The organism is Paracoccus xiamenensis (assembly GCF_011308835.1).
GTDB classification, from domain to species: domain Bacteria; phylum Pseudomonadota; class Alphaproteobacteria; order Rhodobacterales; family Rhodobacteraceae; genus Paracoccus; species Paracoccus xiamenensis.
Map to the genome: position 1 here is coordinate 243,899 of NZ_JAAOHY010000004.1, position 19,621 is coordinate 263,519.

The 19,621-nt window shown below is 66.2% G+C and carries 21 protein-coding genes and 2 tRNA genes; 11 read left to right on the top strand and 12 right to left on the bottom strand.

Features of this window, described 5'->3' with window-relative positions:
* The first annotated feature begins 21 nt into the window (after positions 1–21).
* Complete coding sequence (mnmH, locus tag G7044_RS11280; RefSeq protein ID WP_235931276.1) at positions 22–1,071, top strand: tRNA 2-selenouridine(34) synthase MnmH; 1,050 nt, start codon at positions 22–24, stop codon at positions 1,069–1,071.
* A 7-nt stretch (positions 1,072–1,078) separates the two neighbouring features.
* On the opposite strand, the gene G7044_RS11285 is transcribed toward mnmH, so the two are convergent.
* Positions 1,079–1,306, bottom strand: a complete 228-nt coding sequence (locus G7044_RS11285; protein WP_166328940.1) for a hypothetical protein — start codon at positions 1,304–1,306, stop codon at positions 1,079–1,081.
* An 88-nt stretch (positions 1,307–1,394) separates the two neighbouring features.
* Here G7044_RS11285 and G7044_RS11290 point away from each other — a divergent pair, with 88 nt between their 5' ends.
* Complete coding sequence (locus G7044_RS11290) at positions 1,395–1,646, top strand: DUF2312 domain-containing protein (protein ID WP_166328942.1); 252 nt, start codon at positions 1,395–1,397, stop codon at positions 1,644–1,646.
* Positions 1,647–1,664: 18 nt separating this feature from the next.
* Here G7044_RS11290 and G7044_RS17995 read toward each other — a convergent pair whose 3' ends face one another.
* Both G7044_RS17995 and G7044_RS11300 read right to left on the bottom strand, forming a co-directional pair.
* Entirely contained in the window at positions 1,665–1,904 is a 240-nt protein-coding gene (locus tag G7044_RS17995; protein ID WP_235931260.1) for a hypothetical protein, read from the bottom strand.
* A complete protein-coding gene (locus G7044_RS11300) occupies positions 1,846–2,718 on the bottom strand; it encodes a hypothetical protein (RefSeq protein WP_166328944.1) in 873 nt (290 codons plus the stop codon). The genes G7044_RS17995 and G7044_RS11300 overlap by 59 nt, the downstream gene beginning before the upstream one ends.
* 133 nt (positions 2,719–2,851) lie before the next feature.
* Between G7044_RS11300 and G7044_RS11305 the strand changes: the two genes are divergently transcribed.
* Positions 2,852–2,926 (top strand) — tRNA-Thr (locus G7044_RS11305).
* 8 nt (positions 2,927–2,934) lie between these two features.
* Here the strand turns inward: G7044_RS11305 and G7044_RS11310 are convergent.
* Positions 2,935–3,411, bottom strand: a complete 477-nt coding sequence (locus G7044_RS11310) for a hypothetical protein (RefSeq protein ID WP_235931261.1) — start codon at positions 3,409–3,411, stop codon at positions 2,935–2,937.
* Between the two features lie 53 nt (positions 3,412–3,464).
* Between G7044_RS11310 and moaA the strand changes: the two genes are divergently transcribed.
* Entirely contained in the window at positions 3,465–4,514 is a 1,050-nt protein-coding gene (moaA, locus tag G7044_RS11315) for a GTP 3',8-cyclase MoaA (protein ID WP_235931262.1), read from the top strand.
* A gap of 28 nt (positions 4,515–4,542) precedes the next feature.
* Here moaA and G7044_RS11320 read toward each other — a convergent pair whose 3' ends face one another.
* The 3 genes from G7044_RS11320 to glmU form a co-directional block, all read right to left on the bottom strand.
* Positions 4,543–5,709, bottom strand: a complete 1,167-nt coding sequence (locus G7044_RS11320; protein WP_166328946.1) for a M20 aminoacylase family protein — start codon at positions 5,707–5,709, stop codon at positions 4,543–4,545.
* 137 nt (positions 5,710–5,846) lie between these two features.
* Positions 5,847–7,664: a glutamine--fructose-6-phosphate transaminase (isomerizing) gene (gene glmS, locus G7044_RS11325; RefSeq protein ID WP_166328948.1), complete on the bottom strand. Its 1,818-nt coding sequence runs from the start codon at positions 7,662–7,664 to the stop codon at positions 5,847–5,849.
* 5 nt (positions 7,665–7,669) lie between these two features.
* On the bottom strand, positions 7,670–9,028 hold the full coding sequence (glmU, locus tag G7044_RS11330) for a bifunctional UDP-N-acetylglucosamine diphosphorylase/glucosamine-1-phosphate N-acetyltransferase GlmU (RefSeq protein WP_166328976.1): 1,359 nt from the start codon (positions 9,026–9,028) through the stop codon (positions 7,670–7,672).
* 108 nt (positions 9,029–9,136) lie between these two features.
* On the opposite strand from glmU, the gene G7044_RS11335 reads away from it, so the two are divergent.
* Complete coding sequence (locus G7044_RS11335) at positions 9,137–9,808, top strand: HAD-IA family hydrolase (protein ID WP_166328979.1); 672 nt, start codon at positions 9,137–9,139, stop codon at positions 9,806–9,808.
* On the opposite strand, the gene G7044_RS11340 is transcribed toward G7044_RS11335, so the two are convergent.
* From G7044_RS11340 to tsaD, 5 genes are read right to left on the bottom strand one after another with little or no spacing between them, the layout of a single operon-like run.
* Positions 9,805–10,221 carry an EVE domain-containing protein gene (locus tag G7044_RS11340; protein WP_166328981.1) on the bottom strand — a complete coding sequence of 139 codons (417 nt, stop codon included), beginning with the start codon at positions 10,219–10,221 and terminating at the stop codon, positions 9,805–9,807. The two genes, G7044_RS11335 and G7044_RS11340, sit on opposite strands and share 4 nt — an antisense overlap.
* The gene (locus G7044_RS11345) at positions 10,221–10,493 is read right to left on the bottom strand and encodes a YciI family protein (RefSeq protein WP_166328983.1); all 273 of its coding nucleotides are present in this window, start codon (positions 10,491–10,493) and stop codon (positions 10,221–10,223) included. The genes G7044_RS11340 and G7044_RS11345 overlap by 1 nt, the downstream gene beginning before the upstream one ends.
* Positions 10,493–11,425 carry an NAD(P)H-dependent glycerol-3-phosphate dehydrogenase gene (locus G7044_RS11350; protein ID WP_166328985.1) on the bottom strand — a complete coding sequence of 311 codons (933 nt, stop codon included), beginning with the start codon at positions 11,423–11,425 and terminating at the stop codon, positions 10,493–10,495. Before G7044_RS11350 ends, G7044_RS11345 begins: the two co-directional genes overlap by 1 nt.
* Positions 11,422–11,727 carry a hypothetical protein gene (locus G7044_RS11355; RefSeq protein WP_166328987.1) on the bottom strand — a complete coding sequence of 102 codons (306 nt, stop codon included), beginning with the start codon at positions 11,725–11,727 and terminating at the stop codon, positions 11,422–11,424. The genes G7044_RS11350 and G7044_RS11355 overlap by 4 nt, the downstream gene beginning before the upstream one ends.
* Positions 11,724–12,788, bottom strand: a complete 1,065-nt coding sequence (tsaD, locus tag G7044_RS11360; RefSeq protein WP_166328989.1) for a tRNA (adenosine(37)-N6)-threonylcarbamoyltransferase complex transferase subunit TsaD — start codon at positions 12,786–12,788, stop codon at positions 11,724–11,726. The genes G7044_RS11355 and tsaD overlap by 4 nt, the downstream gene beginning before the upstream one ends.
* A gap of 87 nt (positions 12,789–12,875) precedes the next feature.
* Between tsaD and G7044_RS11365 the strand changes: the two genes are divergently transcribed.
* The 6 genes from G7044_RS11365 (at position 12,876) to G7044_RS11390 (ending at position 19,599) form a co-directional block, all read left to right on the top strand.
* Positions 12,876–13,556 carry a uroporphyrinogen-III synthase gene (locus G7044_RS11365; RefSeq protein WP_166328991.1) on the top strand — a complete coding sequence of 227 codons (681 nt, stop codon included), beginning with the start codon at positions 12,876–12,878 and terminating at the stop codon, positions 13,554–13,556.
* A gap of 82 nt (positions 13,557–13,638) precedes the next feature.
* On the top strand, positions 13,639–15,081 hold the full coding sequence (locus G7044_RS11370; protein ID WP_166328993.1) for a COG4223 family protein: 1,443 nt from the start codon (positions 13,639–13,641) through the stop codon (positions 15,079–15,081).
* A gap of 10 nt (positions 15,082–15,091) precedes the next feature.
* Positions 15,092–17,047, top strand: coding sequence for a heme biosynthesis protein HemY (locus G7044_RS11375; protein WP_166328995.1), 1,956 nt, complete (start codon positions 15,092–15,094; stop codon positions 17,045–17,047).
* Positions 17,048–17,146: 99 nt separating this feature from the next.
* Positions 17,147–17,222: transfer RNA gene (locus G7044_RS11380), tRNA-Thr, on the top strand.
* 134 nt (positions 17,223–17,356) lie between these two features.
* A complete protein-coding gene (locus G7044_RS11385; protein ID WP_166328997.1) occupies positions 17,357–17,839 on the top strand; it encodes an RrF2 family transcriptional regulator in 483 nt (160 codons plus the stop codon).
* A gap of 404 nt (positions 17,840–18,243) precedes the next feature.
* On the top strand, positions 18,244–19,599 hold the full coding sequence (locus tag G7044_RS11390; protein ID WP_328803848.1) for an ABC transporter substrate-binding protein: 1,356 nt from the start codon (positions 18,244–18,246) through the stop codon (positions 19,597–19,599).
* Positions 19,600–19,621: the final 22 nt, after the last annotated feature.

Consider the following 19,621-nt stretch of genomic DNA (forward strand, 5'->3'; position numbering starts at 1 on the left):
GCCCGGCCGGAATTGGGTAATCTGACGGAATTGCGGCTCGATGCGGTGCGAATCGCTTCGGGCCGTTTTGATGACATCATCGACGTGCGCGCGCCCGGCGAATTCGCCGAGGATCATCTGCCCGGCGCGATCAACCTGCCGGTTCTGGACGACGATCAGCGCGCCCAGGTTGGCACCATCTACAAGCAGGTCTCGCCCTTTGATGCCCGCAAGCTGGGGGCGGCGCTGGTGGCGGCGAATGCGGCGCGCCATATCTCCGGCCCGCTGGCCGACCGGGACGGAAGCTGGCGCCCGCTGGTCTATTGCTGGCGCGGCGGGCAGCGATCAGGCGCGATGGCGACCATTCTGGCGCAGGTCGGCTGGCGGGTGGCGCGGGTCGAGGGTGGCTATAAGAGCTGGCGGGCGCAGGTCATCCGCCGCGTGCAGGATCTGGGCTTTCCGTCGCCGGTCATCGTGCTGGACGGCAATACCGGCAGCGGCAAGACGGCGATTCTGACCCGGCTGGCGGCGCGGGGGCATCAGGTCGTCGATCTGGAGGCGCTTGCCAATCATCGCGGCAGCCTGTTCGGCCATATGGGCGAACAACCCAGCCAGAAGCTGTTCGAGGGCCGGCTGGCCGCCCAGCTGGAAGGGCTGGACCCGACCCGGCCGGTTCTGGTCGAGGCCGAAAGCTCGCGCATCGGGAACGTGACCCTGCCCAAGGCGGTGTGGCACGCGGTGGCGGGGGCGCCCCGCCTTGCCCTGCGGGTGCCGGTCGGGGCGCGGGCGGCGTTCAGCGCCAGCGATTACGGCGATGTGGCCGCTGATCCGGGCCGGGTTCAGGACATCATCCGTCGCCTTGCCCCCCTGCATCCGGCGGACCGGATCGCGGATTGGCTGCGCCTTGCCGATGCGGGCGCGTGGCGCGATCTGGCCGAGGGGTTGATGCGCGATCATTACGATCCGCGCTATGCCAAGCATCGCGCCCGCCACGCCGCAGGCGAACGCGCCGTGGTCGAGCTGGCCAATCTGTCCGATCTGGACGCCGCCGCCGGCCGGGTCGAGGATGCGTTGCGGGGCCTTGGCGGCTGATCCGCGCCTAATTGCCCAGCATAATCCCCAGCAGCACCGCCATCAGTCCCAGCACGGATGCCGCCAGCGCCGCCATGTTCACGGCGACAACGCGCTGCATGCGGGCGCGAAAGGCGGCCTCGTCCAGACCTTGCCGGCGGGCACGCCAGACGGTCCAGATGCACCACAGGATGCCGGCCAGTCCCGCGACGGTCAGCACGGCGCCCCCCCAGATCACGATGTCGAAAACGCTCATGGCACCCCCTTTTCCCACGGGGCTTAGCCGTCATTGCAGAAGCGGGCAAGACGGCCTATGAGTTTCGCCCTGATCAACGGGGAACATCATGCAGGACGATCACGCCTATAACGTTGCCGCCGATGAGCTGCGCCAGTTCATCGAGCAATACGAGCAGATGGAAGCGGAAAAGAAGGACGTGACCGAGCGTCAGAAGGAAATAATGGCCGAGGCAAAGGCCCGCGGTTATGACACCAAGGTGATGAAGAAGGTCATCGCACTGCGCAAGCGCGACCGCGACGACATCGCCGAGGAAGAGGCGATCCTGGACATGTACAAGGCCGCGCTCGGCATGTCCTGATTGCGGCTTGCGGCGGGATCAGCCATGCCCGCCGCCCGTGGTCTGATGGCTGCGAAATCGCTCGACGATGCAGTCGGCGGTGGCCGGGCTGCTGGCCATCGGCAGGTCATAGACGATCGCCAGCCGCGTCAGCGCCTTGATGTCCGTGCCTTGCGGTAACCAGTCGAAGGCCCGCGCCGTAATCCGGCCCTCATGGGCGTCAGGCCGAGATGAACTCGACGCCCGAGATCGCGGCCAACTCGTCCAGATCCTCGGCATAGATTTCCGACAGCTCGTCAATCAGTTCCTGCGTCCACCCGGGCAGCACCACGTCGCCTTCCATCGCTGCAATCGTGCCTGCGGCGGACAGCGCCTGTTCGACCAGATTGCGACGGGCGCGGATGGTGAGGTCGGGTGTGGCGTCGATATTGGCCTGAAGATCGTGCAGGATCTCGGGGCTGAGAAGTTCGGCCAGCACGACATCATCGCCGACCAGCGGCATATCGGGTGTGACCCCGGCCATGCGGCGCATCACCTCGGGCCAGGTAAATGCCAGGTCTTCCTGCGCCCAGACCACAAATTCGCGGTCCGGCACAGACGCCACCATGGCACGAACCGAGGGCGCCCAGCGAAGTCGCCGCGGGTCGGCCCCATTGATGATGCCGTGATAGTCGCCCTTGTTCTGGGTCATCAGCGCGATAACCTGGGTGGCCGGATGAACCACCGCCAGATGAAACTCGACCACGCTGTCGGGGAACAGGTTCGACAGCCCCGGCAGCCGGTTCGGCGCGCGCGGATACAGCCCCTCGGACGATATTGCCCGCTGCGGAATGCCCAGAAACGGGCTTTGGGTCAGGATCACCCGTTCGGCATGTTCATTGTCGATCAGCAGGTCGCGCAGCACGCCTTGCAATTCGGCAGTGGCCTCGCCGCCGTTCAACGAATTAATCGCCTCGCCGAAAATGCCGCGATAGCGGCTTGGGGCGGGGATCTCTATGCCTTGCTTCCAAAGTTCCTCGCGGTTGCGCAGCAAGGTGCGGACCAGCTTGCCCTGATCGCTGCCATGGGCCCCGAGGTGGTAGACAATCTGCATAAGGTATCCGCTTCGTTAAATTTGCCCGGTACACTAGCCTTGCTTTCGCGGCAGGAAAACCAGATATCGGCTTAACCGAAACGGGCCGCTTGCGCGCAGGGCGGGCAAGCGCTATCGGGTGTATCGGATAAGCGCCGGTTTAGCTCAGCGGTAGAGCAGCGGTTTTGTAAACCGAAGGTCGGGGGTTCAATCCCCTCAACCGGCACCACCCTCCCTTCAGTTTCGCCAGACCTCGATTTCGGGCAGGTCGGTCAGCGACACCTCCAGCGCCTGCATCGCGGCCAGCGACAACTGGCTGCCAGCGCCGCCGCCCGCCAGCGGTTGCAGGTCGACATTGGCGGTCTTGCCATTGGCCGGGTTGACGACGCGGCCCTTTGCCGCCGCATTGACCAGCGGGGTCTTGATCCAGAAACCGCCTTCGGTCGCATCGCCCAGCGAAGCGACGGTGTTGCCAAGCTTGCCGCCGCCGGTCGCCGGCGCGGCGGCTGCGGCCTTTTCCGCGGCCGTGGTGGTATCCAGCGCCGCGACGGTCTGGCCGCCCCCCTGCAGGACAGCGGTCGCCGCCGTGCTGGCGGCCGCGGGCGGGGCAGCCGGGGGCTTTGGCCGCGGGGCCGCGGCCTGTTGGTTCATGTTGCAGGCGGCAAGGAAAAACATGCCGAGGGACAGACAGGCCAGGGTGGTCGAACGGATCATCGAAGGCTCCTTTACGTCGTCGGGAAGGCTAGCGGGCGCGGCAGAACGGCGCAATGGTGTGCCTTGCAGGACGGCAGCCTTCGGCCTATCTGAAGAATATGGAAACGGCGCCGCTGATCGACCCCTTCGCCCGCCCGATCACCTATTTGCGGGTGTCGGTGACGGATCGTTGTGATTTTCGCTGCACCTATTGCATGGCCGAGCACATGCAGTTCCTGCCCAAGCGCGACCTGCTGACGCTGGAGGAACTGGACCGGCTGTCTTCGGCCTTCATCGACCTGGGCGTGCGCAAGCTGCGCATCACCGGGGGCGAGCCGCTGGTGCGGCGTGACATCATGTCCTTCTTCCGCGCCGTCTCGCGCCATCTGGGGGCCGGACTGGACGAATTGACGCTGACCACCAATGGCAGCCAGCTGGGCCGTTTCGCGACCGAATTGGCCGATATCGGGGTGCGCCGGGTCAATGTCTCGCTGGATACGCTGGACGCCGATAAATTCGCCAACATCACCCGCTGGGGTCGACTGGAGCAGGTGCTGGAAGGCATCCGCGCTGCAAAAGCGGCCGGTCTGCGGGTCAAGATCAACGCGGTTGCGCTGAAGGGCTTTAACGAGGATGAGCTGTTCACGCTGCTCGACTGGTGCGCGGGCGAAGGCCATGACCTGACCTTTATCGAGGTCATGCCGATGGGCGATATGGGCGAGGAAGACCGGCTGGATCAGTACTGGCCGCTGTCGAACCTGCGCGCCCGCCTGGCCGAGCGGCTGTCCCTGATCGATCTGGCAGAGCGTACCGGCGGCCCCGCCCGCTATGTTCGTGTCAGTGAGACCGGGCAGAAGATCGGTTTCATCACGCCCCTGACGCATAATTTCTGCGAAAGCTGCAACCGCGTTCGCGTCACCTGTACGGGCGAGCTGTATATGTGCCTGGGCCAGGAAGACCGCGCCGACCTGCGCGCGCCGTTGCGCGCCAGCCCTGATGACGCGCTGCTGACGCAGACCATCCGCGACGCCATCGCGCGCAAACCCAAGGGCCATGATTTCGACTATTCCCGCCAGAATGTCGCGGGTCAGGTCAGCCGCCACATGAGCCATACCGGCGGCTGAGGCCTGCAATATCCCGGCCTGATCTGCCTCAGGGCGTGGGCATCCGGGTCTCGACCATGCCGGCCAGCCAGCTTGCGCCGAAGGGGATGATCTCGTCCGTAAAGGTGTATTCGGGGTGGTGCAGCATGGCCGTGTCGCCATTGCCGAGGAAGATATAGGCCCCGGGCCGCGCGTTCAGCATGAAGCTGAAATCCTCGCCCGCCATCATCGGGGCCACGTCGGTATCGACATGGCCCGACACCGCACGCGCCACCTCGGCCGCGTGACGGGTGGGGGCAGGGTGGTTCACCGTCACCGGATAGCCGTAGTGGTAATCCAGTTCCGCCGTCGCGCCGAAGGCGGCAGCCGTGTGTTCGACGACGCGGCGCATCGCCTGTACCTGCAATTCGCGGATTTCCGGGTCGAGGCTGCGGGCGGTGCCGGTGATCTTCACCACCTGCGGGATGACGTTATGCGCGGTCGAGTCGGTTTCGATCACACAGCAGGAAATGACGCCGCTTTTCAGCGGATCGACATTGCGCGAGACCACCGATTGCAGCGCCACCACGATCTGGCTGGCGACCAGCAGCGTGTCGATACATTCATGCGGCTTGGCCGCGTGGCCGCCCTTGCCGGTCACGGTGATCCAGAATTCATCCGCCGCCGCCATCAGCCCGCCTTCGCGAATGGCGAACTCGCCCACGGGGATGCCGGGCATGTTGTGGAGGCCGTAAAATTCCTGGATGTTCCAGCGTTCGGCCAGGCCGTCGTCGATCATCGCCTTGGCGCCTGCGCCGCCTTCCTCGGCGGGTTGGAAGATCACGATGGCGGTGCCGTCGAAATTGCGCGTCTCGGCCAGATATTTCGCCGCGCCCAGCAGCATCGAGGTATGGCCGTCATGGCCGCAGGCATGCATCTTGCCGGGATTGGTCGAGGCAAATTCAAGGCCCGTCGCCTCGGTAATGGGCAGCGCGTCCATGTCGGCGCGCAGTCCGATCACCCGCCCGGCGCTGTCCGTGCGGCCCCGGATCACCCCGACCACGCCGGTCTGGCCAATGCCTTCGACCACCTCGTCAATGCCGAAGCTGCGCAGCAATTCGGCCACGCGGCCGGCGGTGCGATGGACGTCGTATTGCAGTTCGGGATGGGCGTGGAAGTCGTGACGCCAGGCGATGATTTCGGGCAGCAGCTCTGCAAAGCGGTTCTTGACGGGCATGATCGTCTCCTTCCCGGGCAAACTGGCCCGATGGTGGCGGCGACGCAACCGCCAAGATGAGGGGTTGGTAAAAGGAAAGCCGCCCGGCCCGATTGGGGGCCGTGGCGGCTGGATTTTGTCGGCCTCGGGGGAGGGTCTTATTCCACCGTGACCGATTTCGCCAGGTTGCGGGGCTGGTCCACATCCGTGCCTTTGGCGACGGCGGTGTAATAGGCCAGATACTGCATCGGCACCGCATAGGTGATCGGCTGGAAGATGCCGCCGCCGGTGGGCATGGTCAGGCCGGCGCGGATGCCGTCGCCGCCTTCGTCAAGTCCGGCCGCGTCGGACACCAGCAGAACCTGACCGTGGCGGGCCATCACCTCCTGCATGTTCGAAATGGTCTTTTCGAACAGCGCGTCGCGCGGGGCGACCACGACGACCGGCATGTTCTGGTCGATCAACGCGATGGGGCCATGCTTCAGCTCGCCCGAGGCATAGCCCTCGGCGTGGATATAGCTCAGCTCTTTCAGCTTCAGCGCGCCTTCCAGTGCCACCGGATACAGCGGGCCACGGCCAAGGAACAGCACATCGGTGCTTTCCGACAGCCACCCGGCCAGCTTTTCGCATTCCTCGGCGGTGTTCAGGGCCTGATTCACCAGCGCCGGAATGCTGCGCAGATCGGCCAGATGGGCGGCGAGGTCCTCATCGCTGAGAACACCGCGATCATGGCCGGCCTTCAGCGCCAGCACGGCCAGCACCGCAAGCTGGCAGGTGAAGGCCTTGGACGATGCCACGCAGACCTCGACCCCGGCCAGCGTCGGCAGGGCAATGTCAGTGTCGCGTGCAATGGCAGAGGTGCCAACGTTCACAACACCGATGGTTTTGGCGACCTTGTCGCGGGCATAGTGCAGGGCAGCCAGCGTGTCGGCGGTTTCGCCCGACTGGCTGATGAACAGGCCCCAGCTTTTGCCCGACAAGGGCGGTTCGCGGTAACGGAACTCGGACGCCACATCCAGATCGCAGGGCAGGCCGGCCAGTTTCTCGAACCAGTATTTCGCGACATAACCCGCCAGATAGGCCGTCCCGCAGGCGACCAGCGTCAGGCGATCGACCCCGCGGAAATCCATGCTGTCGGGCAGAACGATCCGGCCGTCCTTGATATAGTGGTTCAGCACATCCCCCAGAACGGCGGGCTGCTGGGCGATTTCCTTGGCCATGAAATGGCGATAGCCGCCCTTGTCGATGGCAGTCGCGCCCACGTCGATCTGGGCGATTTCGCGATTGGCGGGGCGGCCTTCGGCGTCGAAGATTTCGGCGCCTTCGCGGGTCAGGATGACGTGGTCGCCGTCTTCCAGATAGGTGATGCGGTCGGTGAATGGGGCGAGTGCGATGGCGTCGGAACCGACGAACATCTCGTTATCGCCGTGACCCACGGCCAGCGGGCTGCCCTTGCGGGCGGCGACCATCAGATCTCCCTCGCCGTCAAAGATAAAGGCAAGCGCGAAGGCACCATGCAGGCGGGCCAGGGTGGCGCGGGCGGCCTCGACCGGGGTCATGCCGTCGGACAGGTGCTTGGCGGTCAGCATCGCCACGGTTTCGGTATCGGTATCCGATTCCGGGGTCAGACCGGCGGCCAGCAACTCCTCGCGCAGCTCGCGGAAGTTTTCGATGATCCCGTTGTGGACAACGGCAACGGGGCCGCGCTGATGTGGGTGGGCGTTTGTTTCGGTCGCCGCGCCATGGGTGGCCCAGCGGGTATGACCAATGCCGGCACGGCCCGCCAGCGGTTCGCCCACCAGCCGGTCGGACAGGTTGATCAGCTTGCCCACCGCGCGGCGGCGGTCCAGCGTGCCTTCGGCGTCGATGGTGGCAACGCCGGCGCTGTCATAGCCGCGATATTCCAGCCGCTTCAGCGCCTCGACCAGTTGGGGCGCGACCTGATGGCTGCCCAGAATTCCGATAATACCGCACATCTGCCTTAACCCTTCTTCGCTTTTGCTTCCCGCAGCGCCTGAAACAGGCGTGCGGCCAGGCCCGGCTTGACCACCTGCCGCGCCCGGCCAAGCGCCAGCGCCTCTGCCGGTACGTCCTGCGTGATGACCGAACCCGATCCCGTCAACGCGCCGTCGCCGATGCTGACCGGCGCGACCAGCATGGTGTCGGACCCGATGAAGGCGTCGCGGCCGATTTCGGTCCGGTGCTTCATCACCCCGTCATAGTTGCAGGTGACGGTGCCGGCACCGATATTCGTCCGCTCACCCACATGGGCATCGCCGAGATAGGTGAGGTGGCCGACCTTTACACCCTCGTCCAGCACGCTGTTCTTGATCTCGACAAAGTTGCCGACATGAACATCGCCGCCCAGTTCCGCACCGGGCCGCAGGCGGGCAAAGGGGCCGACGGTCGCGCCCGAGGAGACATGGCAGCCTTCCAGGTGACAGAAGGCCAGGACCTCGGCTTCGGATTCGATGGTGACGCCGGGGCCGAAAACCACGTTCGGCCCGATTATTGCGTCGCGGCCGATCCGGGTATCCAGCGCAAAGAAGACGGTGTCCGGCGCGGTCAGGGTGATGCCGTCCGCCAGCGCTTCGGCCCGGCGGCGGGTCTGAAAGATCGTCTCGGCCTTGGCCAGTTCGGTGCGGCTGTTGACGCCCAGCGTTTCTGCTTCGTCGCAGGTGACGACGGCGGCGCGGTGGCCGGCGTCGCGGGCCAGACCCGGCACGTCAGTCAGGTAATACTCGCCCGAGGCGTTGTCGTTGCCCAGCTGGCCGACGAACTGGCGCAGCAGGGCGGCATCGGCGGCCATGACGCCAGAGTTGCACAGGCGGATGGCGCGGGTGGCGTCATCGGCGTCCTTGAATTCGACGATGCGCAGCAGGTTGCCCTCGGCATCGGTGACAAGGCGGCCATAGCGGCCGGGATCGGCGGCCTCAAAACCCAGCACGATGACATCGGCGTCATGGCCGGCAAGGGCCGCCAGCGTGTCTTCGCTGATGAAGGGGGTGTCACCATACAGCACGATGACGCGGCCATCGAAGCCTTCCAGCAGGGGCAGGGCCTGCGCCACGGCATGGCCGGTGCCCAGCTGTTCGGTCTGCAGCGCGATCTGGGCCTCTGCGTCCAGCTTGGCCACGGCCTTGGTGACCGCTTCGGCGCCATGGCCGGCAACAACGATGGTGCGGGCCGGGTTCAGGCTGCGGGCGGCGGCGAGGGCGTGGCTCACCATGGGCACGGCGCCGACCTTGTGCAGCACTTTCGGCAGGTCCGAGAGCATCCGGCTGCCCTGTCCGGCGGCGAGGATGACCACCGCGATGTCCCGATTTTCCTGATCTGCCACGATGCTGCTCGCTTCATTGTTTGCCGTTTTTGTCGATGCCGTTTAACCCTTGCGGGGGCTGGGCCGCAAGCGGTCCCACCATCACAGGATTTGACGAAAGGTTTCAATATGGCGGGCACTGTGGTCTTCGATCTGGACGGCACGCTGGCCGATACGGCTGGCGATCTGATCGGGGCGGCGAATGCGGTGCTGGCCCGGCGCGGGTTGGCGGGGCTGGATCCGGTGGGCGATGCCGCGATCGCCTTCGAAGGCGGGCGGGCGATGCTGCGCGCAGGTTACGCCCGTGCCAGCGCCGGCATGCTGATCCCGCCCGGTGCCGAGGACGAGGATTTTCCCCGCCTGCTGGACGCCTACGGTGCCGCCATTGCGGTCCATACCCGCCTGTATCCCGGTGTCGAAGACGCGCTGAGCGTGCTTGCTGCAGATGGTCACCGGCTGGCGGTCTGCACCAACAAACCCGAGGGGCTGGCAGACAGCCTGCTGCGGGCGCTGAACATCCGCGACGCCTTCGCCAGCCTTGTCGGCGCCGATACGATGCCCGTGCGCAAGCCCGACCCGCTGCCCTACCGCGAGGCGGTGACCCGCGCGGGTGGCGAGGTCGGGCAGTCCTTTCTGCTGGGCGATACCGTCACCGATGTGAAGACGGCAGCCTCGGCGCAGGTCAAGGTGGCGCTGGTATCCTTTGGTCCCGAGGGGCCGGGAATCAGCCGGCTGCGCCCCGATGCGATGCTGGATCATTTCGACGCGCTGCCGGCGCTGGCGCGGGGTTGGCTGGGCTAGCTGACGCCGCCCAGTTCCATCAGTACCGCCCATTCAGCGTCCGAGATGGGCTGCACCGACAGGCGCGAATTGTTGACCAGCACCATGTCCTTCAAGCGCGGCTCGACTTTTGCCTGATCCAGCGTGATGGTGTTGACCAGCGGCTTGATCGCCTTGATGTCGACGCATTCCCATTTCGGATCTGCGGCCTTGCTGTCGGGATGGGCCTCGGCCACGACCTCGACGATGCCGACGCATTCCTTGCCGACATTCGAGTGGTAGAAGATCCCGCGCTCGCCCACCTTCATGGCGCGCATGTTGTTGCGCGCCTGATAGTTGCGCACGCCGTCCCATTCCTCGCCCGCGTCGCCCTTGGCGACGAGATCGTCGAAGCTGAACACGTCGGGTTCGGATTTGAACAGCCAGTATGCCATCAGCCGATCACCCGCTTCCATTCGTTGATGGTCACGGATTGAAACAGCCCGGCCTTGCCATAGGGATCGTGCGCAGCCCAATCCTGCGCCGCCGCCAGATCGGCCACGTCCAGAATGGCCAGCGAGCCGGCCATCTGCCCGTCCTCGATCAGCGGGCCGCCCAGAAACAGCACGCCGCTGTCGCGGGCATAGGCCAGATGCGCCTCGCGGTTTTCCATGCGCAAGGACAGGGAATCGGGCTTGTCCCGACAGATCACGGCAAAATAGGGCATCATTCCTCCTTCAGGGGGCGTTGTAGCAATTCCACAACTGTGTCTGCCACGCTGGCGCGGCCCTGGGCAAGCGCGCCCACGGCATCGGCGATCGGCATGGAAATCGCGCGGTCGCGGGCGATGGCGCTGACCGCCTGCGCGGTCGAGGCGCCTTCGACGGTGATGGTGCTGTCGAAATCCTCGCCCGCACCAAGGGCGCGGCCATAGCGGAAGTTGCGTGACTGTTCGGATGTGGCGGTCAGTACCAGATCGCCCAGTCCCGACAGGCCGGCCAGCGTTTCTACGCGCGCGCCCATGGCGGCGGCAAAGCGGGTCATCTCGGCAAAGCCACGGGTGATCAGCGCCGCGCGCGCGCTTTCGCCCAGCCCTGCGCCAATCGCCACCCCGGCGGCAATGGCGATGACGTTCTTCAGCGCCCCGCCCAGTTCCGCCCCGCGCAGGTCGTCTGTGCGATACAGTCGCAGCACTGGCGTCGATAGCGCATGTTGCAGCGCCTGCGCGCCGTCATCGGCACAGGCCAGCGTCAGCGCGGTGGGCAGCCCGCGCGCGATGTCGGCGGCAAAGCTTGGCCCCGTCAGCGAGGCGATCATCGCCCCCGGGCAGGCCTGCGCGATCAGCCCCGAGGGCGATTCCCCGGTCACAAGGTCGATCCCCTTGGCGGTATTGACCAGATTGCGCCCGTTCAGGACCGTGCCATGTTCCGCCAGAAAGCCGCGCAGCGCCTGTGCGGGCAGGGCAAGGATCATGGTCTGGGCAATCGCCTCGTCGAGGTTGTCGGTCAGCCTGACGGTTTCGGGGATGGTGACGCCGGGCAGGCGGGGCGTGGCGCGCCCTTCCGGCAAGCGACGTCCCCACAGCGTGACCGGCCCCTTGGCCGACAGCGCCACAGCCAGCGCGGTGCCGAAGGCGCCTGCACCAAGAACAGAAATCATTCGTCCCCTCCTGTCGGGTCGATATCGTGCTTTTTGCAGAACCAAAGGAACAGGGGCAACTCCATCGCCATCAAGGTCAGCAGCGTGAAGACGAACCAGTTCACGTCGGTCAGGATCAGGCTGAACCGCGTCCCCGACCCGACAAACAGCGTGCCAGCGGTTGTGATCACCAGCAGGGTCAGCGCAATATCGTTGCGCATCATCGCGTTCAGCGTCTTTTTCTGCATCGAGGGATAGATGCCCAGATAAGCGACCGCCAGCACGGTTGCGTTCAGGATCAGGATTTTCAGCTCGGGGCTCATGCCTTGGCACCCTTCTTGCCCGCGCCCAGCATCGGGGCGGCGGTCTGGTCCAGCGGCCAGCGGGGGCGTCCGGCAAGGGTCATGTCGTCGCGGCGGCCAAGGCGGAAGGCCTCGATCCCGGCCCATGCGATCATCGCGGCGTTGTCGGTGCATAGTTGCAGCGGCGGGGCGAGGAAGCGCGCGCCCGCGTCCGCCGCCACATTTTCCAGCGCCGCGCGGATGGTCGCATTGGCCGCGACCCCGCCCGCCACGGCCAGCACCGGCACGGGATTGTCCGCCAACGCGCGGCGGGTCTTTTCGGCCAGCACATCGGCGACGGCGGCCTGAAAGCCCGCGCACAGATCGGCGCGGTCCTGCACCGTCAGCCCGCCCTGCGCCTGCGCCAGATCATCGCGGGCGCGCAGAACGGCGGTTTTCAGGCCGGAAAAGCTGAGGTCATAGCCCGGCCTATCCAGCAGCGGGCGGGGCAGGGCAAAGCGTTTGGGGTCGCCGCGCTTGGCCTCGGCCTCGACCATGGGACCGCCGGGCTGGGGCAGGCCCAGCAGTTTGGCGGTCTTGTCGAAGGCCTCGCCCGGCGCATCGTCGATGGTGCCGCCAAGGCGGTTGAAATCCTCGGGGCCGTCCACGCGAAGGAACTGGCAATGCCCGCCAGAGACCAGCAGCATCAGATAGGGATAGCCGATCCCGTCGGTCAGGCGCGGGGTCAGCGCGTGGCCGGCCAGATGGTTGACGCCCACCAGCGGCAGGCCGGTGCCGGCGGCGATCCCCTTGGCCATCATCACGCCCGCCATGACGCCCCCGATCAGCCCCGGCCCGGCGGTCACTGCCACCCCGTCCAGATCGGCCAGCGACAGACCCGATTGCGCCAGCGCTTCCTCGATACAGCCGTCAAGCTTTTCGGCATGGGCGCGGGCGGCGATTTCGGGCACCACGCCGCCGAAATCGGCATGCAGCGCCGTCTGGCCGGCGACGATCGACGACAGGATGGTGCCGTCCTCGCGCACGATGGCGGCGGCGGTATCGTCACAACTGCTTTCGATGCCCAGAAATGTCAGCGTCATGGCAGGGTCCAATGGTTGCGCCCGGTGGTTGCACCACGGGCGGCGGCGGGGTTAGCAATCAGATAGCCACCCTAGACCGGAGCCGCAATGACCGCGCCCCTCTGCCTGCTGACCCGGCCGCTGGCCCAGTCCGAATCCTTCGCAGCCGGTCTGCCGGGGGTCGACTGCCTGATCGCCCCGATCCTGCGCATCGAGGCGCTACCTTTTGACGCGGCCCTGGCCGAAGGCGCGCCGGGGCTGATCTTTACCTCGGCCAATGCGGTGCCCTTTGCGGGGCCGGGCAACGGGCGGCAGGCGCTGGTGGTGGGGCCGCAAACTGCCGTTGCAGCCCGCGCGGCCGGGTTCACGGTCGAGGAAGGCCCCGGCGATGCCGAGGGGATGATGCCGCTTTTATCCGGGCGCGGGGATTGGCTGCACCTGCACGGCCGGCACCGCGCGCGGGCGCTGCCGACGCAAGGGATTGCCGTCTATGATCAGGTGGCGCAGCCGCTTTCGCAGCCCGCGCGGGCTGCGCTGGCGGGCGCGCGGCCGGTGATCCTGCCGCTTTTCTCGCCCCGCAGCGCTGCATTGCTGTCCGATGCAGTGGCCGGCGCGCAGGCCCCCATCGCGACGGTGGCGATCAGCACCCGCGCCGATGCGGCCTATCGCGGCCCGGTGCGGCTGCGCCTGATCGCTGACCGTCCCGAGGGGGCCGCGATGCAGCGTGTCGTCAGGTCGCTTGCAGTTGGCACGTCTGCTTGGGGAACGAAGCCCGATGCCGTGGGTTGAGGCGGAAGGGGGGCGTCGCTAGACTGTCCTTCAACGCGATCCGGCCCGCCCGTTGATCGCCGGATTTTCAGGGGGATAAGACGTGGCGACGTCCGATAAGGCAGACAAGGCTTCGAAAGCGAAATCGACCGGAAAAGCGCCCGCGAGCGGGGCAAAGCGTGCGTCAGAGGGGCCGGTCGTGCCCTCGACCTCGGTAAGTGCCGGTGATGAGGTCACGGTCTCGCGCATTCCGCCCTCGCAACCCATCGAATCGACTTTGCTGGGCGACGGTCAGAACGGCAGGCCGGCAGCCGGGCGCAAATCGACAGCCGAGCCGTTGAAGCTGACCCAATCGGCCAAGCCGGAAGCGGCCAAACCCGCCGGGGCCGGGGCGCCCGAGGCCGCGAAACCCGAAACGCCAAAGCCCGCCGTGCGGCAGGCGGCGCGACCCGATCCCGAACCGGCGAGCCAGCCCGTGGTGAAAAAAGTCGGCTTCTGGCCGCTGGCATTTGGCGGGGTCGTCGCGGCGGCCCTTGGGGCGGGGGCGGCGATTTACGCCATGCCGCAACTGGCCCCCTATCTGCCGGCGTCGTGGCAGGCCCCGACGGCCCAGCCGCCGCAGGTCGATTTCGAGGCGCTGCGGTCGGAAGCGGTCGCCGCGGCGACCGATGCGGCGCGCGCCGAGGTTGCCTCGGCCATGGAAAACATGCAGGGCGAGGCCGCCGACGACGCGCAGATGCGTGCGGCAATTGACGAACAGATCCAGGCGGCACTGTCCGCGGCACCACCGCCCGCGCCTGCACAGCCGGCTTCGGCGGCATCGACGGCGGCGCCTTCGGCCGATGTGACGGCGCGGATCGCCGCCCTGCAAACCCAGCTGGAGGCGCAGGCCGGCCAGATTGCCGAACTGACCGCCCGCCCGCAGCTTGACGCAGCGGCGATGCAGCAGGTGCAGGAATTGGCGCAGGGGGCATCGGCCGTGAAGGCCGAGATCGACGCCGCCGCCGCCGCGGCCCGCGACAGTCTGGCGGCCGTGCAGGAAGAAACGCAGGCCGCAACGCAGCGCGCGCAGGCGGTTGCCTCGGTCGCGGTGCTGGGCGCGGCGCTGGAAGGCGGCGGTGCCTCACCCACCGAAGCCGTGCAGCAGCTGGAGCAGTCCGGCGTCGCCGTCCCAGAGCCGCTGGCGCAGCAGGACCTGCCGACGCTGGACCAGTTGCAGATGAGCTTTGACGCCCCGGCGCGGGCGGCGCTGACCGCCTCGCTAAAGGCGGAATCGCAATCGCAGGGCCCGCTTGGCGCGGTGTCGAATTTCCTGCGCGTCCAGACCGGCGCGCGTTCGGTGGAACCGCGCGAGGGCACCGACCCCGATGCCGTTCTGTCGCGCGCCAGTGCACTGGTAGAGCAGGGCGATCTGCCGACGGCGCTGGAGGAACTGAAGGCCCTGCCAGAGGCAGGTCAGGCCGCGATGGCCGATTGGGTGGCGCAGGCAAACGCCTATCTTAGCGCCCAATCGGCGCTGAGCGATGTAGCCAAGTCTTTGAACTGAGGGAATAGTCATGCTTCTTTCGCTGTTGAAGATCCTTCTGTTCTTCGCCGTCATCCTGTCCATCGCGGTGGGTTTGAACACGCTGTCGGCGACCAGTGACGGGGTCCGATTGGTGCTGAACGGCACCGAATATACGCTTGGGCCCATTCAGGCCGTGGTGGCGCTGGTGGCGCTGATGGTCGCCGCTTGGGTTTTCTTCAAGCTGCTGGGGATGGTCTGGGCTTTCCTGCGCTTCATCATGGGCGATGAGACCGCGATTAACCGCTATTTCGCCCGCTCGCGCCGTGAAAAGGGGATCGAGGCGCTGTCGCAGGGCCTGCTGGCCGTGGCTGCGGGCGAGGGCAAGCAGGCGCAGGACATGGCCAATCGCGCGGCGAAATATCTGGACGATTCCCGCGCCACCCGGCTGCTGGCGGCGCAGGCGGCCGAGGTCGCCGGCGACGATGCCAAGGCGGAATCGGTCTATCGCGAGATGCTGGAAGATGATCGCACCCGTTTCGTGGGCGTGCGCGGGCTGATGAAGCAGAAGCTGGCCAAGGGCGATACCCACACCGCGCTGCAATTGGCGCAAAAGGCCTATGCGCTGAAGCCCCGTCACGTCGAAGTGCAGAACATGCTGCTGGAACTGTCGACCAAGGAAGGCGACTGGAAGGGCGCGCGCAGCGTGCTGAAGGACAAGCGCAAGCAGGGCGAACTGCCGCAGGACATCCATATCCGCCGCGACGCCGTTCTGGCCCTGCAAGAGGCCCGCGACGTGCTGGCGCAGGGCAGCTCGATTTCCGCGCGCGAGGCGGCGATTTCGGCGGCGAAGGCCTCGCCCGACCTGATCCCGGCGGTGGTGTTGGCGGCGCGGACCTATGTGCTGCAAAAGGACCCGCGCAACGCCGAACGCCTGCTGGAAAAAGCATGGTCGGTGCGCCCCCACCCCGATCTGGCCGAGGCTTACGCAGAAATCGCCCCGGACGAGACGGCGGCACAGCGTCTGCGCCGTTTCGAATCGCTGATGAAGAAAAGCCCCAATGACGAGGAAACCCGTCTGTTGCGCGCCGAATTGCTGCTGGCGAACGAGGATTTCCCGGGCGCGCGCCGCGCCTTGGGCGACCTGGCCGACACCCACCCCACCACGCGCAGCCTGGCCATCATGGCTGCTGTCGAACGTGGCGAGGGCAGCGACGATGCCGCCGTGCGGGGCTGGCTAGTCAAGGCGATGGGGGCATCTCGCGGGCCGCAATGGGTCTGCGACAAGTGCGAAAACGTGATTGAGGATTGGGCGCCGGTCTGTTCGAATTGTGCCGGCTTCGACACGCTCAGCTGGCGCGAGCCGGCGCAGAAGCGCAGCGTCTCGACTGCGTCCGGGACCGAGTTGCTGCCGTTGCTGATCGGCAGTCCCCGACCCGAGGCCAGCCCGGACACGGCACCCGCGCCAACGCCTGCGGCAGCCATCGGCGCGCCGAAGGTGGCCCCCTCGCCGGGGCAGAAGGCGCCCGAGGTTTCGGTAGTGGCAGATGTCCAGCCTGGCATGGTGCCGCGCGAATCGGACTTTCTGGGCGAACCCGCGCGCACCATCACCGATCCCGAGCCTGCCGAGGCCCCGGCCGCCGCCAAACCACAGCCAGCGAAGGCCCCACCGGCCAAACCGGAGCAGGCGAAGTCTGCACCGGCGAAGGCTGAACCAGTGAAGGCTGAACCGGACAAGGCAGAGCCGCCGAAGCCGGCGCCGGCACAGGCTGCGGCCCCGCAGCCGGTGCCCAAGACCGCCCGGCCGCGCCCGCTGTCCGAGGTTCTGGCCGACGATGTTCTGTCCGACGACATGGCGACGCCGGTTCGTCCTGATGTCGAACCGCCCGAACACCCGCCTTTCCCGCCCGCGCGACCGGCAAAGCAACATGGGGCGCCGATGACCGACGGTGAGATGCCAATCCGCCCGGATGTCGAGCCGATCGACAAGCCCGCCAAACCGCGCTGAGCCTGAGCGCCGCTTTCGCATCCATCGGGTTGCGAAAGCCACCAGAAAAGGCTTTTCCCCCGCGCCGGAACCTGCTATCAGGCGCGGCACGCAGACGGGGCCGCTGTAGCTCAGCTGGTAGAGCACGTCATTCGTAATGATGGGGTCGGGGGTTCGAGTCCCTTCAGCGGCACCACTCTGCGCCGGATCTGCGGGATCCAGAACCACCAGCACCATGCAAACCGTGCCGCCAGACTTGGCCTAGGTTGACGCATGTCAAATTCCCCAATCGAAAAGCATGTTATCTGCGACGAAACAGGGGGTATTGCCGTGCGTCTGACGATGCGAACCAATCTGGCCATGCGGATACTGATGTATTGCGCGGTCCATCCGGAAGATCTGGTCCGGTCGGGCGATGTGGCGCGCGCCTGCAATGCTTCGGCCCATCATGTCGCGCAGGTCGTCAACCAGCTTGCGACGATGGGCTTCCTGCACACCCTGCGGGGGCGCGCGGGCGGCATGAAACTGGCGCGAAAGCCCGAAACCGTTACCGTGGGCGAGGTGTTCGGGCTGTTCGAGGCCGGATTGCCGTTGACGGAATGTTTCGATGACGCCGGCAATACCTGCCCGCTGACCGCTGGTTGCCGGCTGCGCGAGGCACTGGTTGCAGCGCAGCGCGCCTTCTACTGCGCGCTCGATAAGGTGACGTTGCAGGAGCTGATCTGCGACAATCCCGCCCTGCACAACGCCTTTGCATCGCCAAGCTGCCTGCCGCGCCGCGCGGGTGGCGCGAATATGGCGCTGGCGATCTGATCGTCGCTGATTCGGCTGATCCGGAAATCAACGCGAATCGGCGCGAACCAGCCAAGTGGTCAACGCACTGGGTCGAAGTGCAATAAATTCAGTACAGAATAGTCGCGGGGCCCGCCGCGCTCTGGGGGCTGCGGCGGTCATGCTGCTGCCCGCCTCTGGTTCGGGAAAGATTAGCTGATCTATCAGAGGCTTGTCCCACCACAGGGCGTTGGGTCGGTTTGGGCGCTCGCATGAATGCCCGCCGCGCGCGACCGTACAAGGTCAGGATGCCGCCAGTCGCAGCCCGCGCCGGGGACGCATCAGCAGGCCCCTGGAACCGCCGAGCAGCATTTGACAATTCCAATATTTCGCGATGAAGCTTAACGCCATCCCGCCCATCCGCGGGAACTGACGGAGGAGAGGTCGTGAAACAAAAACTCTTAATATCGGCAGCAATGATAGCGCTGACATCTGGCATTGCGCAGGCCCAGATGAAGTTCCCCGTGGGCGAGGACACGACCTTCAACTGGGACAGTCTTGAGGCATTCAAGGCCGCCCATGGCGATCTGGCCGGGCAGGAAGTGACCGTGCTTGGCCCTTGGCTTGGCGGTGACAAGGACCTGTTCGAGTCGGTCATTCCCTACTTCGAGGAAGCCACCGGGGTCGATGTGAAATACAGCGGCTCGGACAGTTTCGAACAACAGATCGTCATCGACGCCGAGGCCGGCTCTCCCCCCGATGTGGCGATCTTTCCGCAGCCGGGTCTGGCTGCCGGTCTGGCCGCGAAAGGCCAGCTGAAGCCGCTGCCTGATGAGGTCGGCACCTGGATCACCGAAAACTATGCCGCCGGCGACAGCTGGGCAAAGCTGGTCACCTATAAGGGGCCGGACGGCGCCGACCACGTCTATGCCTTCCCCTATAAAGCCGACGTGAAATCGCTTGTCTGGTACGTCCCAGAGAACCTGGAAGATGCCGGTTACGAGGTCCCCGAAACGCTGGAGGATCTGAAGGCGCTGACCGAACAGATCGCGGCGGATGGTGAAAAGCCGTGGTGCGTCGGGCTGGGTTCGGGCGGGGCGACCGGCTGGCCTGCGACCGATTGGGTCGAAGACATGATGCTGCGCAACAATCCGCCCGAGGATTACGACGCCTGGACCACCAACGAACTGAAGTTCAACGATCCGAAAGTGGTCAAGGCCATCGACGATTTCGGCTGGTTCGCCAAGAACGAGGACTTCGTCGCCGGTGGCGTGGGTTCGGTCGCCGCGACTGACTTCCGCGACAGCCCCAAGGGCCTGTTTGCCAGCCCGCCCGCCTGCTACCTGCACCACGCTGCCAGCTTCATCACTACTTTTTTCCCGGAAGGGACAATCGTGGGTGAAGATGCCGACTTCTTCTATATGCCGGCCCCGGCCGACGGGGCGCTTGGGCAGCCGGTCGTCGGTGGCGGCACGCTGTTTTCAGTCCTGACCGACAACCCGGCCGGCCCTGCTTTCATCGAGTTCCTTCAAACGCCGATTGCGCATGAAATCTGGATGGCTCAGCAGGGCTTCCTGACCCCGCACAAGGGCGTGAACCCCGAGGCCTATCAGGATGAGACCGTGAAGCGCATGGGCGACGTGCTGCTGAACGCGACGACCTTCCGCTTCGACGGCTCGGATCTGATGCCGGGCGCGATTGGCGCGGGTGCCTTCTGGACCGGCATGGTCGATTTCGTCGGTGGCAAGTCGGCGCAGGAAGCGGGCGACGCGATCCAGGCCACCTGGGACGCGCTGAACTGACCAATGAGGCCGGCCCCAAGCG

What these genes read in the sequence shown, in the direction of transcription:
- G7044_RS11375 (WP_166328995.1), top strand. Translation starts at nt 15,092, where the DNA reads ATGCTTCTTTCGCTGTTGAAGATCCTTCTGTTCTTCGCCGTCATCCTG.
- moaA (WP_235931262.1), top strand. Translation starts at nt 3,465, where the DNA reads ATGGTGTGCCTTGCAGGACGGCAGCCTTCGGCCTATCTGAAGAATATG.
- G7044_RS17995 (WP_235931260.1), bottom strand. Translation starts at nt 1,904, where the DNA reads ATGCCGAGGATCTGGACGAGTTGGCCGCGATCTCGGGCGTCGAGTTCA.
- tsaD (WP_166328989.1), bottom strand. Translation starts at nt 12,788, where the DNA reads ATGACGCTGACATTTCTGGGCATCGAAAGCAGTTGTGACGATACCGCC.
- glmS (WP_166328948.1), bottom strand. Translation starts at nt 7,664, where the DNA reads ATGTGCGGTATTATCGGAATTCTGGGCAGCCATCAGGTCGCGCCCCAA.
- G7044_RS11340 (WP_166328981.1), bottom strand. Translation starts at nt 10,221, where the DNA reads ATGGCATACTGGCTGTTCAAATCCGAACCCGACGTGTTCAGCTTCGAC.
- G7044_RS11355 (WP_166328987.1), bottom strand. Translation starts at nt 11,727, where the DNA reads ATGAGCCCCGAGCTGAAAATCCTGATCCTGAACGCAACCGTGCTGGCG.
- G7044_RS11290 (WP_166328942.1), top strand. Translation starts at nt 1,395, where the DNA reads ATGCAGGACGATCACGCCTATAACGTTGCCGCCGATGAGCTGCGCCAG.
- G7044_RS11320 (WP_166328946.1), bottom strand. Translation starts at nt 5,709, where the DNA reads ATGCCCGTCAAGAACCGCTTTGCAGAGCTGCTGCCCGAAATCATCGCC.
- G7044_RS11350 (WP_166328985.1), bottom strand. Translation starts at nt 11,425, where the DNA reads ATGATTTCTGTTCTTGGTGCAGGCGCCTTCGGCACCGCGCTGGCTGTG.
- G7044_RS11285 (WP_166328940.1), bottom strand. Translation starts at nt 1,306, where the DNA reads ATGAGCGTTTTCGACATCGTGATCTGGGGGGGCGCCGTGCTGACCGTC.
- G7044_RS11300 (WP_166328944.1), bottom strand. Translation starts at nt 2,718, where the DNA reads ATGCAGATTGTCTACCACCTCGGGGCCCATGGCAGCGATCAGGGCAAG.
- G7044_RS11365 (WP_166328991.1), top strand. Translation starts at nt 12,876, where the DNA reads ATGACCGCGCCCCTCTGCCTGCTGACCCGGCCGCTGGCCCAGTCCGAA.
- G7044_RS11345 (WP_166328983.1), bottom strand. Translation starts at nt 10,493, where the DNA reads ATGCCCTATTTTGCCGTGATCTGTCGGGACAAGCCCGATTCCCTGTCC.
- G7044_RS11310 (WP_235931261.1), bottom strand. Translation starts at nt 3,411, where the DNA reads ATGATCCGTTCGACCACCCTGGCCTGTCTGTCCCTCGGCATGTTTTTC.
- G7044_RS11335 (WP_166328979.1), top strand. Translation starts at nt 9,137, where the DNA reads ATGGCGGGCACTGTGGTCTTCGATCTGGACGGCACGCTGGCCGATACG.